10 protein-coding genes and 1 pseudogene are annotated in these 16,518 nt (G+C 69.9%); 7 read left to right on the forward strand and 4 right to left on the reverse strand.

What is annotated here, in order from left to right; translation table 11 throughout:
* Positions 1-360: 360 nt before the first annotated feature.
* Together CA983_RS07500 and CA983_RS07505 are read left to right on the forward strand one after the other, a co-directional pair.
* Positions 361-1,360, forward strand: a pseudogene (locus tag CA983_RS07500) (RecB family exonuclease).
* Between the two features lie 14 nt (positions 1,361-1,374).
* Positions 1,375-2,046 carry a response regulator gene (locus CA983_RS07505; protein WP_010045368.1) on the forward strand — a complete coding sequence of 224 codons (672 nt, stop codon included), beginning with the start codon at positions 1,375-1,377 and terminating at the stop codon, positions 2,044-2,046.
* A gap of 70 nt (positions 2,047-2,116) precedes the next feature.
* On the opposite strand, the gene CA983_RS07510 is transcribed toward CA983_RS07505, so the two are convergent.
* The 4 genes from CA983_RS07510 to metH all read right to left on the reverse strand — a co-directional run bounded on the left by CA983_RS07510 (position 2,117) and on the right by metH (position 10,214).
* Positions 2,117-3,700, reverse strand: a complete 1,584-nt coding sequence (locus tag CA983_RS07510; protein WP_086600085.1) for an ABC transporter substrate-binding protein — start codon at positions 3,698-3,700, stop codon at positions 2,117-2,119.
* Positions 3,701-3,808: 108 nt separating this feature from the next.
* Positions 3,809-5,413: an ABC transporter substrate-binding protein gene (locus tag CA983_RS07515; protein ID WP_086600086.1), complete on the reverse strand. Its 1,605-nt coding sequence runs from the start codon at positions 5,411-5,413 to the stop codon at positions 3,809-3,811.
* Positions 5,414-5,821: 408 nt separating this feature from the next.
* Positions 5,822-6,523: an HAD family hydrolase gene (locus CA983_RS07520; RefSeq protein WP_086600087.1), complete on the reverse strand. Its 702-nt coding sequence runs from the start codon at positions 6,521-6,523 to the stop codon at positions 5,822-5,824.
* A 169-nt stretch (positions 6,524-6,692) separates the two neighbouring features.
* Positions 6,693-10,214, reverse strand: coding sequence for a methionine synthase (gene metH / locus CA983_RS07525; RefSeq protein WP_086600088.1), 3,522 nt, complete (start codon positions 10,212-10,214; stop codon positions 6,693-6,695).
* 351 nt (positions 10,215-10,565) lie between these two features.
* Between metH and CA983_RS07530 the strand changes: the two genes are divergently transcribed.
* From CA983_RS07530 to CA983_RS07550, 5 genes are all read left to right on the forward strand, one after another.
* A complete protein-coding gene (locus CA983_RS07530; protein ID WP_086600089.1) occupies positions 10,566-11,339 on the forward strand; it encodes an IclR family transcriptional regulator in 774 nt (257 codons plus the stop codon).
* Positions 11,340-11,605: 266 nt separating this feature from the next.
* On the forward strand, positions 11,606-12,400 hold the full coding sequence (locus CA983_RS07535) for an MIP/aquaporin family protein (protein WP_086600090.1): 795 nt from the start codon (positions 11,606-11,608) through the stop codon (positions 12,398-12,400).
* A gap of 83 nt (positions 12,401-12,483) precedes the next feature.
* A complete protein-coding gene (glpK, locus tag CA983_RS07540) occupies positions 12,484-14,022 on the forward strand; it encodes a glycerol kinase GlpK (protein ID WP_086600091.1) in 1,539 nt (512 codons plus the stop codon).
* Positions 14,023-14,030: 8 nt separating this feature from the next.
* On the forward strand, positions 14,031-15,647 hold the full coding sequence (locus CA983_RS07545; RefSeq protein ID WP_086600092.1) for a glycerol-3-phosphate dehydrogenase/oxidase: 1,617 nt from the start codon (positions 14,031-14,033) through the stop codon (positions 15,645-15,647).
* A 152-nt stretch (positions 15,648-15,799) separates the two neighbouring features.
* Complete coding sequence (locus tag CA983_RS07550; RefSeq protein ID WP_086600093.1) at positions 15,800-16,471, forward strand: FadR/GntR family transcriptional regulator; 672 nt, start codon at positions 15,800-15,802, stop codon at positions 16,469-16,471.
* Positions 16,472-16,518: the final 47 nt, after the last annotated feature.

Here is a 16,518-nt window from a genome sequence, read left to right on the forward strand (position 1 = left end):
GCGGCGTCGCGGGAGGGGCGGCGTCGTCGCTCGTGGAGGTGAACCGCCGTACGTCCGTGGACTGTTCGTCGGTGGAGGTGGGGTCGGTGGCCCGGGCCGGAGGCCCTGCGTGGCGCTCGGCCGACTCCTCGTTGCCGGACCGCGGCTGCCCGCGCCCGCCGCTCTCGTCCACCGGTGTCCCCTCGTTCGCCGCGTCTCCCGCGCCTGCCGGACGGGAGGGTCTCGAGTCGATGGTATGCGTCCGTCGAGGCGCGTTCCGCCCCGGCACCCCTGAGTTTCCCTCCACCCCGCCTCCTCGCTCCCGCCCGCCGCGTGACCGCGGCTGGGTCACTGTCAGTGGCGGGCCGTATGGTCTGGGACATGGAGACGAGCACCGAGGGCGCCGCGCAGCCCGACAGCAGTCCTGCCGCGGCGGTGGATCCGCCGGCCCCGGCCGGATCCGTGGAGGCGGTCATCGAGACGGCGGTGGAGACGGCGACCGAGACGGCGCCCACCGCCATAGCGCCCGCCTCGCTGTCCCCCTCACGTGCCAGTGACTTCATGCAGTGCCCGCTGCTCTACCGCTTCCGGGTCATCGACCGGCTGCCGGAGAAGCCGAGCGAGGCGGCGACCAGGGGCACGCTGGTGCACGCGGTCCTGGAGCGGCTCTTCGACGCCCCGGCGGCCGAGCGCACGGCACCCCGGGCGAAGTCGCTCATCCCGGGCCAGTGGGACCGGCTGCGGGAGACGCGGCCGGAGGTCGTGGAGCTGTTCGCCGACGATCCGCAGGGCGAGCGGCTGGCGCGCTGGCTGGGCGAGGCCGAGCAGCTCGTCGAGCGCTGGTTCAGCCTGGAGGACCCCAGCCGGCTGGAGCCGGCCGAGCGGGAGCTGTTCGTCGAGGCCGAGCTGGAGTCCGGGCTGCGGCTGCGCGGCATCATCGACCGGGTCGACGTGGCGCCCACGGGCGAGGTGCGGATCGTCGACTACAAGACGGGGAAGGCCCCCCGGCCCGAGTACTCCGAGGGCGCCCTGTTCCAGATGAAGTTCTACGCCCTCGTCGTCTGGCGGCTGAAGAACGTGGTCCCGCGGCGGCTCCAGCTGGTCTACCTCGGCAGTGGTCAGGTGCTGACGTACGACCCCGTCCTCGCCGACCTGGAGCGGGTCGAGCGCAAGCTGCTGGCGCTGTGGGAGGCGATCCGGCTGGCGACCGAGACGGGCGACTGGCGGCCGCGCCCCACGAAGCTGTGCGGCTGGTGCGACCACCAGGCCCACTGCCCGGAGTTCGGCGGCACTCCCCCGCCGTACCCGCTGCCGTTGCGGGCGACCGGCCAGGGCGGCTGAGTCCGGCGGCCTCGCGCAGGGCAGAATGGGGCCGGACTAGCGAAGGAGACTTACGTGGCCATCCGCGTCCTACTGGTCGACGACCAGCCCCTGCTCCGTACGGGCTTCCGGATGATCCTGGAGGCCGAGCAGGACCTCGCGGTCGTCGGCGAGGCCGGAGACGGCCTCCAGGCGCTCGACCAGGTGCGGGCGCTGCAGCCCGACGTGGTCCTGATGGACATTCGCATGCCGCGGATGGACGGTGTGGAGGCGACCCGGCAGATCACCGGCCCCGGGCGGGACGGTCCGGCGAAGGTCCTGGTGCTGACCACCTTCGACCTCGACGAGTACGTGGTCGAGGCCCTGCGGGCCGGTGCCAGCGGCTTCCTGCTGAAGGACGCCCCGGCCAACGAGCTGGTGCAGGCGATCCGGGTCGTGGCAGCGGGTGAGGCGATGCTCGCGCCGAGCATCACCAGGCGGCTGCTCGACAAGTACGCCACGCATCTGCCGTCGGGCGAGGAGCCGGTGCCGGACACGCTGCACACGCTCACCGACCGCGAGGTCGAGGTGCTGAAGCTGGTGGCGCGCGGGCTGTCCAACGCCGAGATCGCCGCCGACCTGTTCGTCAGCGAGACCACCGTCAAGACGCACGTCGGGCATGTGCTCACCAAGCTGGGTCTGCGCGACCGCGTGCAGGCCGCGGTGTACGCCTACGAGAGCGGGCTGGTGCGCCCCGGCGCGCAGTAGGCCTGCCCGCCCGGAACACGAAGAGGGCGCCCCCTGCCGAGCAGGGGGCGCCCTCTTTCGCGCGGGTGCGTCAGGCGTCCTTGCTCAGCTCCCAGAAGCGGAACACGGTGGACGCGTCGAGGCAGTACTCCAGTCCGTAGACGCCGTCGCGGACGACCGCGTACTGCTTGGCCTGCCACACCGGCAGGACGGGCAGTTCGTCGGCGACGATGTCCTGCAGCTCCCCGAACTCCTTGTCGGTGGCGGCCCGGTTGGTCAGGGCGGCGGTGCGCGGGATGAGCGTGCCGGTGATGCTGCTGTTGTCGTAGTTGTTGCCCAGCACGTTGCCCTTGCCGAAGAAGGGGGCCGTGAAGTTGTCGGCGTCCGGGTAGTCCGGCACCCAGCCCTTCACGTAGACGCCGTACTTGCCGGCCGCGATGTCCTTCTCGTACTGGCCGAAGGGGACGGACTTGACGTCGGCGTCGAACAGGCCGCTGGCGTTGAGCTGGCCGGCGATGGCCGTCAACTCCTGGTCCGTGGCGGGGCCGTAGCGGGACGGCGTCGACCACAGGGTCAGCTTCACCTTGCCGGTGATGCCGTCCTCGCGCAGCGCGGCCTGGGCCTTGGCCTTGGAGGGGCGGGCTCCGTAGGTGTCGAAGAACGCCGTGTTGTGGCCGGCGATACCCGCCGGGATGATCGAGTACAGCGGGGTCGCGGTGCCCTGGTAGACATCCCTGATGAGGGCTTCGCGGTCGAGCAGGTGGGCGATGGCCTTGCGGACGCCGAGCTTTCCGGCGACCGGGTCGTCCATGTTGAACACCAGGTGCTGGACCTCGGCGCTGCTGCCCTCGACGACCTCGACGCCGGTGCCGTCATCGGCCTTCTCCATGTCGGCGATGTCGCCGGCGGTCAGGCCGCGGTAGGCGATGTCGACTTCCTCGTTCTGGATGGCCTGCTTCAGGGCGGTCTGGTCGCCGTCGAAGAACTTGAGCGTCACACCGGTGTTCTTCACCTCGGCGGTGCCCTTGTAGTTCTCGTTGACGGAGAAGACGGCCTGCTCGTCGTCGATCGAGTCGAGCTGGTAGGGGCCGGAGCCGACGGCCTTGCCGTCCTTGCGCAGCCCGTCCGCGTCGTACTCGCGGTGGTCGACGATGGAGCCGGCACCCGAGGCGATCTTGCTCGGGAAGGTGGCGTCGGCCGTGTTGAGCCGGAAGACGACCGTCTTCTCGTCCGGCGTCTCGACCTTCTCCAGCGTGGGGAACATGACCGCGGGCCCGTCCGGGTCCTTGATCTTCAGCATGCGGTCGAAGGAGAACTTGACGTCCTCGGAGGTGAGCGCGTCACCGTTGCTGAACTTGAGGCCGTCCTTCAGCGTGCACTTGTAGACCGTGGTCTGCGTGTCGGTGAAGGAGCAGCTCTCGGCGGCCTCCGGCTGGGGTTCCGTTGCGCCCTTGGGGAAGCTGAGCAGCGACTGGAAGACGTTGTTGAACAACAGCCAGGAGCCGGGGTCGTAGCCGGAGGCCGGGTCGGTGGCCAGGACGTCGTCGGACATCCCCACCACCACGTTGGAGCCGTCCCCCGCGGAGTCTCCGGTCTCCGTGCCACAGCCGGTCAGCAGGCCGGAGGCGAGCCCCGCCACGATGGGCAGGACCGGCCACTGGTTGCGTATGTTCACGTGTGTGCCTTGTCGTCGGTTCTCGAGAACACCCGGAGCACGTCCCTGGCTCCGGGGCACGGTTCCCCGGGGGCCGCGGTCACCGGCCCCGGGGTCCCAGCGGGTCCGTCAGCCACTCACGCCCCGGCCGAGCTCCCACAACTGGAGCGTCGACGAGGAGTTGAGCGCGTACGCGGTACCCGTGATGTCGTCGCGCGCGGCGACGTACTGCTTGCCCTGCCACAGCGGCAGCACCGGCACGTCGGAGGCGACGATGTCCTGAATGTCCGTCAGGCTGGCGGAGGCGGACAGCCGGTCCGCCTCACGGCGGGACTCCGGGATCAGGGTGTTGCGGATCTGGCTGTTGTCGTACGGCGAGCCGAGGGTGTTGTCCTTGTCCAGGAACGGAGCGAGGAAGTTGTCGGCGTCCGGGAAGTCCGGGAACCAGCCCATGCCGTAGACGTCGTACTCGCCCTTCTTCTCGGCCGGGCGGAACGTGTTCCACGGCGTGCCCTTGATGCCGACCTCGAACAGGCCGCTGGAGTTGAGCTGGTCGCGCAGGACCTCGAACTCCTTCTTGGTGGCCGGGCCGTAGTGGTCGGTGGTGTAGTGCAGCGTCAGCTTCACCGGGGTGGTGACGTTCGCCTGGTTCAGCAGGGAGCGGGCCTTGGTGACGTTCGGGTCGCCGTACTTGTTGAAGAACGAGTTGGAGTGGCCCGTGATGCTGGCCGGGACCAGCGAGTACAGCGGCTCGGCCTGGGAGCCGTAGACCTTGGAGACCAGCTCGCTGCGGTTGACGACCTGGGCCATCGCCTGGCGCACGGCCTTGGACTTCACGGTCGGGGCGTCGGTGTTGAAGCCCAGGTAGCGGATCTCCAGGCCGGGCATCTCGACGAGGTCGACGCCGGTGCCCGAGTCGCCCGAGAGCTTGCGGATCTGGTCGGGCGACATGGCGCGGGTCATCAGGTCGATGTCGCCCTTCTTCAGCGCCTCACCCATGGCGTCGGCGTCCTTGAAGGAGACCATGTCGACCTTGTCGTTGTTCACCTCCAGGCTCCCCTTGTAGTCGGGGTTCCGGGTGAACTCGGCCTTGACCAGCTCGCCGTTCTCGACGTCGGCCTTGAGGGTGTACGGGCCGGAGCCCTGGAGGTCGAAGCCGTCGCGCAGCTTGTTCTTCGGGTACTCGTCGGGGTCGACGATGCCGGCGACCGGTGTCGACAGCTTGTACGGGAAGGTCGCGTCGGCGGTCTTGAGGTGGAAGATGACCTCGCGGTCGCCCTGCGTCTCGACAGTGTCGATGGTGGACAGCAGCGCGAACACGCCGCTGTCGGCCTTGAGGGAACGGGCCCGGTCGATCGAGTACTTGACGTCGGCCGCGGTGACGGGGTCGCCGTTCGCGAACTTCAGGCCGTCCCGCAGGGTGCAGGCGTAGCGCTCGTTGCCGGTGTCGGTGAAGCCGCATCGCTCGGCGGCCTCCGGTACCGGCTCGCCCTCACCGCGCGGCTGGATCATCAGGGTCTGCACGGTCTGACGCAGGATGTTCCAGGTGCCGACGTCGTAGGCGTACGCCGGGTCGAGGGGCGCGGGGGCGTCCTTCGAGGCGGTGAACCGGTCCGTGGTGCCGACGACGATCGCGCCGCCGTTGTCGCTCCCGCTGTCGGACCCGCCACAGGCGGCGAGCACCGGCGCGAGCAGGCCGATCACGGCCGGCAGCACCAAAGTCTTGCGGTTCATGCTCGAGTTTCTCCAGAGCTGTCGACTCCGTGTACCCGGCATGCAGGGGTGGCGCAGCGGATCACGGGGGTGGGGCGATGTTCTCGCGACGAGATTAGTCGCGGCCGGCAGGAGGGTTCGCCGCCACCGGAGTTGAGTACCCATCACGCTGCGGAACCGGGCGTGGACGCACCGAAAACCTGACAGCGGAAGCTTTGGTGCAGCGTTCCACCAATCGGGACACAAGGGCACGCCCACGACCCTCCGGAGAGGGTGCGCAGCACACGCCGGACTTGGTGTCGACCCCGGATTACGTGGGGAACGTCACACCAGTAAACGGGTTCGAAGGTACGGGAATTCGACCCTCCTGGGAGTTCGAATTCACCTTCGGAATTACCGTCCTAACACCGCTGCACGCTGGGTGAACACCTAGCGCATTTCCGTCATCAGGCCGTGCAGAAATGTCAGGTCGACCTCTTCGAGAGAGGTGACGACCGTACGCCTCAGGGCCGGGGCGATGGGGGCCACGGAAGGCACCGCCACGACCTGGCAGCCCGCGGCCTCGGCGGCGGCGACTCCGGTCGCGGTGTCCTCGATGACGGCGCACCGGACGGGGTCGGCGCCGAGTCCGGCGGCGGCCGCCAGGTACGGGTCGGGGTGGGGCTTGGTGCGCGGGACCTCGTCTCCGGCCACCGTCAGGGCGAAGTGGTGCGCGCCCAGGGAGGTCAGCACCCGGTCGATGATGCGCCGGTGCGAGGCGGAGACGAGGGCCGTGGGGATCTCGTACTCGTACAGCTCGGCCAGCAGCCGTCCGGCGCCCGGCATCAGCGGCAGGGAGCGGCCGATGCGCTTCTCGAAGCCGTCGTTCAGGAGCACCGTGAGCTCGTCGAGGGTGACGTCCGCGCCGGTGGCCTCGATCAGGAACCCGGCGCTGCGGGTCATGGGGCCGCCGACCACGACGTGGCGCCATGACTCGTCGAGCACGTGGCCGAGGGAGGCGAAGACCTCGACCTCGACGTCCCACCAGAAGCCCTCGGTGTCCACCAGGGTGCCGTCCATGTCGACGAGCACGGCCTGTAGGGCCGAGCCTTCGGCCGTACGTGTACCGAGCGCGGGGACCGTACTGGTCATCCACCTACCTCCTTGAGGGACGATCAGGCCGGTTCCCACGTGGGAACCGGCCTGCAGTGGACCGACCAGTCTACGTCGTGTGCGGACGAAGTGCCTCGTTTAACCGCTGTGCCCCCGGGCACACCGTGTGTACGCCGGGGGCCGCTGTGCCGTGCGTCCGGTGGGGGGCTCAGCGGGCGTTGAAGTACTTCGCCTCCGGGTGGTGGATCACGATGGCGTCCGTGGACTGCTCGGGGTGCAGCTGGAACTCCTCGGACAGGTGGACGCCGATGCGCTCCGGCTGGAGCAGGTCGGCGATCTTGGCGCGGTCCTCCAGGTTGGGGCAGGCGCCGTAGCCGAGGGAGAAACGGGCGCCCCGGTACTTCAGTTCGAACATGCCCTGCATCTCGTCCGGGTCCTCACCGGCGAAGCCGAGTTCGGAGCGCACGCGCGCGTGCCAGTACTCGGCGAGCGCCTCGGCCAACTGCACGGACAGGCCGTGCAGTTCGAGGTAGTCGCGGTAGGCGTTGGCCTCGAAGAGGCGGGCGGTCTCCTCGCCGATGCGCGAGCCGACGGTGACGACCTGGAGGCCCACGACATCCGTCTCGCCGGACTCCTCCGGGCGGAAGAAGTCGGCCAGGCACAGGCGCCGGCCGCGGCGCTGGCGCGGGAAGGTGAAGCGGGTGCGCTCGTTGCCCTGGTCGTCCAGGATGATCAGGTCGTCGTCCTTGGAGACGCACGGGAAGTAGCCGTAGACCACGGCCGCCTCCAGCAGGTTCTCCGTCTGGAGCTTGTCCAGCAGCCCGCGCAGCCGGGGCCGGCCCTCGGTCTCGACCAGTTCCTCGTATGTCGGGCCCTCGCCGGTGCGGGCCTGCTTGAGGCCCCACTGGCCCTTGAACAGGGCGCCCTCGTCGAGCCAGCTCGCGTACTCCTTGAGCTGGATGCCCTTGATCACGCGGGTGCCGCGGAAGGGCGGCTCGGGCACGGGGTTGTCGGTGGCGACGTCGGAGCGGACGTGCCCCTCCTCGGGGCGTTCCTCCACGGCGGCCGGGGCCGTCGCCCGGACCCGGCGCTGCTTCAGCTCGGGCAGCTTCGCGCCGGGCACGCCCCGCTTGACGCCGATCAGGGCGTCCATCAGGCGCAGACCCTCGAAGGCGTCGCGGGCGTAGCGGACCTCGCCCTCGTAGATCTCGTGCAGGTCCTGCTCGACGTAGGCGCGGGTCAGCGCGGCTCCGCCCAGGATCACCGGGAAGCGGGCGGCGAGGCCGCGGCTGTTCAGCTCCTCCAGGTTCTCCTTCATGATCACGGTGGACTTGACCAGGAGACCGGACATGCCGATGACATCGGCCTTGTGCTCCTCGGCGGCGTCCAGGATCGCGGAGACCGGCTGCTTGATGCCCAGGTTGACGACGTTGTAGCCGTTGTTGGTCAGGATGATGTCGACGAGGTTCTTGCCGATGTCGTGCACGTCGCCGCGCACGGTGGCCAGCACGATGGTGCCCTTGCCGGCCTCGTCGCCCTCGACCTTCTCCATGTGCGGTTCGAGGTGGGCGACGGCCGTCTTCATCACCTCGGCCGACTGCAGCACGAACGGCAACTGCATCTGGCCGGAGCCGAACAGCTCGCCGACGACCTTCATGCCGTCCAGCAGTGTGTCGTTGACGATGTCCAGGGCCGGGCGGGACTGCAGGGCCTCGTCGAGGTCGGCCTCCAGGCCGTTCTTCTCGCCGTCGATGATGCGGCGCTTCAGGCGCTCGTCCAGCGGCAGAGCGGCCAGCTCCTCGGCCCTGCCGGCCTTGAGGGACTTGGCGGTGGCGCCCTCGAACAGCTGCATGAGCTTCTGCAGCGGGTCGTAGCCCTCGGCGCGCCGGTCGTAGATGAGGTCCAGAGCCGTCTGGACCTCCTCCTCGCTGAAGCGGGCGATCGGCAGGATCTTGCTCGCGTGCACGATCGCCGAGTCCAGGCCCGCCTTGACGCACTCGTCGAGGAAGACGGAGTTCAGCAGGATACGGGCGGCCGGGTTGAGACCGAAGGAGATGTTCGACAGGCCCAGCGTGGTCTGCACCTTCGGGTGGCGCCGCTTCAGCTCGCGGATGCCCTCGATGGTGGCGATGCCGTCCTTGCGGGACTCCTCCTGGCCGGTGCAGATGGTGAAGGTCAGGCAGTCCACGAGGATGTCCTCCTCGTGGATGCCCCAGTTGCCGGTCAGGTCGTCGATCAGCCGTTCGGCGATCTCGACCTTCTTCTCGGCGGTGCGGGCCTGGCCCTCCTCGTCGATGGTCAGCGCGATGAGGGCGGCGCCGTGCTCCCTGGCGAGCTGGGTGACCTTGGCGAAGCGGGACTCGGGGCCGTCACCGTCCTCGTAGTTGACCGAGTTGATCACCGCGCGGCCGCCGAGCTTCTCCAGACCGGCGCGGATGACCTCGACCTCGGTGGAGTCCAGCACGATCGGCAGCGTGGAGGCGGTGGCGAAGCGGCCGGCCAGCTCCTCCATGTCGGCGACACCGTCACGGCCGACGTAGTCCACGCACAGGTCGAGCATGTGCGCGCCCTCGCGGATCTGCTCGCGGGCCATCTCCACGCAGTCGTCCCAGCGGCCGTCCAGCATGGCCTCGCGGAACTTCTTCGAACCGTTGGCGTTCGTCCGCTCGCCGATCGCCAGGTAGGAGGTGTCCTGCCGGAACGGCACACTCTGGTACAGCGACGCCGCACCCGGCTCGGGCTGCGGGTTCCGCTCGGTCGGCGTGACCTCCCGGACGCGCTCGACGAGCTGGCGCAGGTGCTCGGGGGTGGTGCCGCAGCAGCCGCCGACCAGGGACAGGCCGTAGTCCCGGACGAAGTTCTGCTGGGCGTCGGCCAGGCCCTCGGGGTCGAGCGGGAAGTGGGCGCCGTCCTTGGTGAGGATCGGCAGGCCGGCGTTCGGCATGCACAGCAGGGGGATGCGCGAGTGGCGCGTCAGGTAGCGCAGGTGCTCGCTCATCTCGGCCGGACCGGTGGAGCAGTTCAGACCGATCATGTCGATGCCGAGCGGCTCCAGGGCGGTCAGCGCCGCGCCGATCTCGGAGCCGAGCAGCATGGTGCCGGTGGTCTCGAAGGCCATCGAGCACAGCAGGGGCACCTCGACGCCGGTGGCCTCCATGGCCCGGCGGGCGCCGAGGACGGAGGCCTTCGTCTGGAGCAGGTCCTGGGTGGTCTCCACGAGCAGCGCGTCCGCGCCGCCGGCGAGCAGGCCCTCGGCGTTGGCCTGGTAGCCGTCGCGGATGGTGGCGTAGGTGACGTGGCCGAGCGTGGGCAGCTTGGTGCCGGGGCCGATCGAGCCGAGCACCCAGCGCGGCCGGCCGTCTCCGGCGGCGTACTCGTCGGCCACCTCGCGGGCGATCCTGGCACCCGCCTCGGACAGCTCGTGCACCCGGTCGGAGATCTCGTACTCCGCCGCGGCCGTGTGGTTGGCGCCGAAGGTGTTGGTCTCGACGCAGTCGACGCCGACCGAGAAGTACGCGTCGTGGACCGAACGGACGATGTCCGGCCGGGTCACGTTGAGGATCTCGTTACAGCCCTCGAGATTCTCGAAGTCCTCCAGCGTCGGGTCCTGCGCCTGGAGCATGGTGCCCATGGCCCCGTCGGCCACGACCACACGGGTGGCCAGGGCCTCTCGGAGGGCGGACACGCGGGTCCGGTTGTCAGCGGAAGGGGTCGGTGGCAACGAGGCCATGTAAGGGGCTCCCTCAAGTGCGACGGCTGTCGGCTATGCGGCTGCCCGGACACGCGGAGGGCATCCGGGAAAAGGCGCACGGCGCCAGCGTAACCGGGAGCGGGCCGGGATGGGCAGGGCGTCCACGGGACGGACGCGCTTGGCGTCCCGGACGGCCGTTGTGGGCACTGATGAGCACCCGTGACGCACCCCGGCGCGCCGCCGCTGCACCACAGTGGCGACCCGCCGGCGCAACAAATGGTGACCCGCCATTAGCGAGAGGTCGACAACGACCGGTAGTGTTCGGCATTGCCGAACAAAGGCTGCGGGCGCCGCTGGCCGGCGGTCGAAGGGGACGGAGGCAGTACGGCGATGGCACGGAACATCCAGTCGCTCGAACGGGCGGCCGCGATGCTGCGGCTGCTCGCGGGCGGCGAGCGGCGGCTCGGCCTGTCGGACATCGCCTCGTCGCTGGGCCTGGCCAAAGGCACCGCCCACGGCATACTGCGCACCCTCCAGCAGGAGGGCTTCGTGGAGCAGGACGACGCCTCCGGGCGCTACCAGCTCGGCGCGGAGCTGCTGCGCCTGGGCACCACCTACCTCGATGTGCACGAGCTGCGGGCGCGCGCCCTGGTGTGGGCCGACGACCTGGCCCGCTCCAGCGGCGAGAGCGTCTACCTGGGCGTCCTGCACCAGCAGGGCGTGCTGATCGTGCACCACGTCTTCCGGCCCGACGACAGCCGGCAGGTCCTGGAGATCGGGGCCATGCAGCCGCTGCACTCCACGGCGCTGGGCAAGGTGCTCTCCGCATACGACCCGGTGGCGCACAGCGAGGCCCTGGAGGCCGATCGCAAGGCGTTCACCGACCGGACCGTGTGCGAGCCGGAGGCCTTCGAGCACATCCTCGACGTCACACGCGCGCGTGGTTACGCGGCGGACGTCGAGGAGACCTGGGAGGGCGTCGCCTCCCTCGCCGCGCCCATCCACGACCGGCGGCGCATGCCGGTCGGCGCGGTCGGCATCACCGGCGCCGTGGAGCGGCTGTGCCGGTCCGACGAAGAGGGAGCGCTGCGCCCCGAGCTGATCGCGGCGGTCCGGGACTGCGCCCGTGCGGTGTCGCGGGACCTGGGCGCCGGGCGGTTCTGACGGGACAAGACGAGACCGGGGCGCCGCGGGACGTTCCGGTCCTCGGCATGCCCGCGCTCCCGGCCGTCGGAGATCCACGAGGCCGCGGCGATCAGTAACGATCGTGTTTTCGACAACACAGCCCTTGACGTGCTCGTAACGCCGAAGCAAGACTCCCGTCCATCGGTCGACATTGTCGAACAGCTACCGGCAATACGCGCTAGAGTGTGACAACGCCAGGCCGGTAGAGAACTTCACCCCCTGGACGAAGGACAAAGGAGTCGCGGGTGTCCAGCTCCGACATCTTCATCGGCGAGACCATCGGTACCGCCATACTCATCCTCCTCGGCGGCGGAGTCTGCGCCGCCGTCACGCTGAAGGCATCCAAGGCCCGCAACGCCGGCTGGCTCGCCATCACCTTCGGGTGGGGCTTCGCGGTGCTCACGGCGGTCTACACCACGGCGCCGCTCTCCGGCGCCCACCTGAACCCGGCCGTGACCCTGGCGATCGCGATCAAGGACGGCGACTGGAAGAACGTCCCGGTCTACTGGGCCGGACAGATCCTCGGCGCCATGATCGGTGCCGCCCTGGTCTGGATCGCCTACTACGGCCAGTTCCACGCCCACCTCACCGACCGCGAGATCGTCGGCGGTCCGGGCGCGCAGGCCACCACGGCCAAGGCCGTCGAGGCCCAGGAGAAAGGCGCCGGCCCCGTGCTGGGCGTCTTCTCCACCGGGCCCGAGGTCCGGGTCGCCTGGCAGAACGTCGCCACGGAGATCATCGGCACCGTGGTGCTGGTGCTTGCCGTGCTCACCCAGGGCCTGAACGACAAGGGCAACGGCCTCGGCACGCTGGGCGCCCTGATCACCGCGCTCGTGGTGGTGTCCATCGGCCTGTCCCTCGGCGGCCCGACGGGCTACGCGATCAACCCCGCCCGTGACCTCGGTCCGCGCATCGTGCACGCCCTGCTGCCCCTGCCCAACAAGGGCGGCTCCGACTGGGGCTACGCCTGGGTCCCCGTGGTGGGTCCGCTGATCGGCGGCGCCATCGCGGCAGGCATCTACAACGTCGCATTCGCCTAGAAGCAATCCTCGCGCCCGTTGCGAAACTTCCAGCACGCGCCGTACGTAAAGCCCCATAAACCCGGAACTTCCAGGAGCACACAGTGACCGACGCGCACACCGCCGGCCCCTTCATCGCCGCCATCGACCAGGGCACCACCTCTTCCCGCTGCATCGTCTTCGACCGCGACGGCCGGATCGTCTCCGTCGACCAGAAGGAACACGAGCAGATCTTCCCCAAGCCGGGCTGGGTCGAGCACGACGCCACGGAGATCTGGACCAACGTCCAGGAGGTCGTCGCCGGAGCCATCGAGAAGGCCGGCATCACCCGTGACGACATCAAGGCCATCGGCATCACCAACCAGCGCGAGACGACCGTGCTGTGGGACAGGAACACCGGTGAGCCCGTCCACAACGCCATCGTCTGGCAGGACACCCGCACCGACGCCCTGTGCCGCGAGCTCGGCCGCAACGTCGGCCAGGACCGCTTCCGCCGCGAGACGGGCCTCCCCCTCGCCTCCTACTTCGCCGGCCCGAAGGCCCGCTGGCTGCTCGACAACGTCGACGGGCTGAAGGAGCGCGCCGAGGCGGGCGACATCCTCTTCGGCACCATGGACAGCTGGGTCATCTGGAACCTGACCGGCGGTACCGACGGCGGCAAGCACGTCACGGACGTCACCAACGCCTCCCGCACGATGCTCATGAACCTGCACACCATGCAGTGGGACGACAAGATCTGCGAATCGATCGGCGTCCCGAAGCAGATCCTGCCCGAGATCCGCTCCTCCGCCGAGGTCTACGGCGAGATCACCGGCGGCAAGCTGGGCGACCTGCTCGGCGGCATCCCCGTCGCCTCCGCGCTCGGCGACCAGCAGGCGGCCCTGTTCGGCCAGACCTGTTTCGCCGAGGGCGAGACCAAGTCGACGTACGGCACCGGCACCTTCATGGTGATGAACACCGGCGACAAGATCATCAACTCCTACAGCGGCCTGCTGACCACCGTCGGCTACAAGATCGGCGACCAGGACACGGTCTACGCCCTGGAGGGCTCGATCGCCGTCACCGGCTCACTGGTGCAGTGGATGCGCGACCAGATGGGCCTGATCTCCACGGCCGCCGAGATCGAGACGCTCGCGCTGTCGGTGGAGGACAACGGCGGTGCCTACTTCGTCCCGGCCTTCTCCGGCCTGTTCGCCCCGTACTGGCGCTCCGACGCCCGCGGTGTGATCGCCGGCCTGACCCGGTACGTCACCAAGGCGCACCTCGCGCGTGCCGTCCTGGAGGCCACCGCCTGGCAGACCCGCGAGATCGCCGACGCCATGACGAAGGACTCCGGCGTCGAGCTGGCCGCCCTCAAGGTCGACGGCGGCATGACCTCCAACAACCTGCTGATGCAGACCCTCGCCGACTTCGTGGACGCCCCCGTGGTGCGCCCGATGGTCGCCGAGACCACCTGCCTCGGCGCCGCCTACGCCGCCGGTCTCGCCGTCGGCTTCTGGAACAGCACCGACGACCTGCGCGCCAACTGGCGCCGGGCCGCCGAGTGGACCCCCCGCATGGACGCGGACACCCGCGCCCGTGAGTACAAGAGCTGGCTCAAGGCCGTCGAGCGGACCATGGGCTGGCTCGAGGACGAGGAGTAAGAAACAGCATGACCACCAAGTCCACCCTGCAGTCCGTGCCTGCCCTGGGGACGCACCCGGCCTTCGGCTCGAACCCGAGCCGAGCCGAGACCAGGGAGCAGCTCTCCAAGGCGTCGTACGACCTTCTCGTGATCGGCGGCGGCATCCTGGGCATCTCCACCGCCTGGCACGCCGCGCAGTCCGGCCTCAGGGTGGCTCTGGTCGACGCCGGCGACTTCGCCGGCGCCACGTCCTCCGCCTCCTCCAAGCTGCTCCACGGCGGTCTGCGCTACCTGCAGACCGGCGCGGTGAAGCTGGTGGCGGAGAACCACTTCGAGCGCCGTGCGGTCTCCCGCCAGGTGGCCCCCCACCTGGCGAACCCGCTCACGTTCTACCTCCCCGTCTACAAGGGCGGGCCGCACGGCGCGGCGAAGCTCGGGGCGGGCGTCTTCGCCTACTCCGCGCTGTCGGCCTTCGGTGACGGCGTCGGGCACCTGCTCTCGCCGGCCAAGGCCGCTCAGGACGTGCCCGAGCTGCGCACCGAGAACCTCAAGGCCGTGGCCGTGTACGGCGACGACCAGATGAACGACGCGCGCATGGCGCTGATGACGGTCCGCGGGGCCGTCGAGGCGGGCGCGGTCGTCCTCAACCACGCCGAGGTGACGGGCCTGCGCTTCACCAAGGGCCGCGTCACGGGCGCCGAACTGAAGGACCGGCTCTCCGGCGACGAGTTCGGCGTCAACGCCCGGCTGGTGCTGAACGCGACCGGCCCCTGGGTCGACCACCTGCGCCGCATGGAGGACGCGAACGCCGCGCCGTCCATCCGCCTGTCCAAGGGCGCCCACCTGGTCCTGAAGCGCACCTCCCCCTGGAAGGCCGCGCTCGCCACCCCGATCGACAAGTACCGCATCACCTTCGCCCTCCCCTGGGAGGACATGCTGCTGCTGGGCACCACCGACGAGGCGTTCGAGGGCGACCCGGCGGACGTCACGGTCACCGAGAAGGACATATCCCAGATCCTCGACGAGGCCGCTTTCTCGGTCCGCGACCAGCAGCTGAACCGCGACCTGATCACCTACTCCTTCGCGGGCCTGCGCGTGCTGCCGGGCGGACCCGGCGACACCGCGAAGGCCAAGCGCGAGACGGTGGTGACCGAGGGCAGGGGCGGCATGCTGTCCGTGGCGGGCGGCAAGTGGACCACCTTCCGCCACATCGGCCGCACGGTCATGAAGAAGCTGGAGTCGCTGCCGGGCCACCCCCTGGGCGACGACTTCGAGCCCATCAGCTCGCTGCCGAAGAGGCTGCCGCTGCCCGGCATCGCCAACCCTCGCGCGGTCGCCCACCGGCTGCTGACCGACCGCCCGGCGCCCGGCCCGCGCATGGCGGCCGACACCGCCAGGCACCTGGCCACGCACTACGGCTCCCTCGCCTTCGACATCGCCCGCCTGGCCAACGAGAGCCCCGAACTCGCCGAGCGCGTCCACCCCGACGCCCCGGAGATCTGGGCGCAGGTCGTGTGGGCCCGGGACCACGAGTGGGCCGAGACGCAGGACGACGTGCTGCGCCGCCGCACGACGCTGACGATCCGCGGTCTGGCCACGGACGACGTCCGCGCCAAGGTCCAGGACCTGCTCGACAAGAAGTAGGCACGGCCCGGGGGATCCCGTTGCCCGGGGCCCGGTTGCCGGGAGGGGCGGTTCCACGCCGACGGAGCCGCCCCTTCCGCGTTCCCGACGCCGTTCCCGGGCCCCATAATGACCTGATACGTCGGAGGTCTTGAGCGACAGGGAGGCCGGCCATGGCAGTCACCGACGAGGCGATCGAGAAGATCAAGGACATGATCGTCTCCGGCGCGCTGCGGCCGGGCGACCGGCTGCCCAAGGAGAGCGAACTCGCCGCCGACCTCGGCCTGTCCCGCAACTCCCTGCGGGAGGCCGTGCGCGCGCTGTCCCTCATCCGGATCCTGGACGTACGGCAGGGCGACGGCACGTACGTCACCAGCCTCGATCCGCAACTCCTGCTGGAGGCGCTGAGCTTCGTCGTGGACTTCCACCGCGACGACACGGTCCTGGAGTTCCTGGCCGTACGCCGCATCCTGGAGCCGGCCGCGACGGCCATGGCGGCCCTGCGGATCAGCGAGCAGCAACTGGACGCGCTGACGGCCCAGCTGGACAAGCTCGGCGACGACCCGTCCGTGGAGGACCTCGTCGCCTGCGACCTGGAGTTCCACCGGGGCATCGTGCAGAGCTCGGGCAACTCGGTCCTGTGCTCGCTGCTCGACGGGCTGTCGGGCCCGACCACCCGGGCCCGGATCTGGCGCGGCCTGACCCAGGAGGACGCCGTCGGCCGCACCCTGCGCGAGCACCGGGCGATCCTCGCGGCCCTGCGGGACCGGGACGCCGAGGCCGCGCGTTCCTGGGCGACGGTGCACATCGCGAGCGTGGAGCAGTGGCTGCGCTCCACGCTGTGACCAGGGCCTCACGGACAGCTCGGATGAATCCGGGGTGTTCAGGGGTG

This window comes from Streptomyces swartbergensis (genome assembly GCF_002148965.1).
Classification (GTDB): domain Bacteria; phylum Actinomycetota; class Actinomycetes; order Streptomycetales; family Streptomycetaceae; genus Streptomyces; species Streptomyces swartbergensis.

What these genes read in the sequence shown, in the direction of transcription:
- metH (WP_086600088.1), bottom strand. Translation starts at nt 10,214, where the DNA reads ATGGCCTCGTTGCCACCGACCCCTTCCGCTGACAACCGGACCCGCGTG.
- CA983_RS07530 (WP_086600089.1), top strand. Translation starts at nt 10,566, where the DNA reads ATGGCACGGAACATCCAGTCGCTCGAACGGGCGGCCGCGATGCTGCGG.
- CA983_RS07520 (WP_086600087.1), bottom strand. Translation starts at nt 6,523, where the DNA reads ATGACCAGTACGGTCCCCGCGCTCGGTACACGTACGGCCGAAGGCTCG.
- CA983_RS07545 (WP_086600092.1), top strand. Translation starts at nt 14,031, where the DNA reads ATGACCACCAAGTCCACCCTGCAGTCCGTGCCTGCCCTGGGGACGCAC.
- CA983_RS07550 (WP_086600093.1), top strand. Translation starts at nt 15,800, where the DNA reads ATGGCAGTCACCGACGAGGCGATCGAGAAGATCAAGGACATGATCGTC.
- CA983_RS07515 (WP_086600086.1), bottom strand. Translation starts at nt 5,413, where the DNA reads ATGAACCGCAAGACTTTGGTGCTGCCGGCCGTGATCGGCCTGCTCGCG.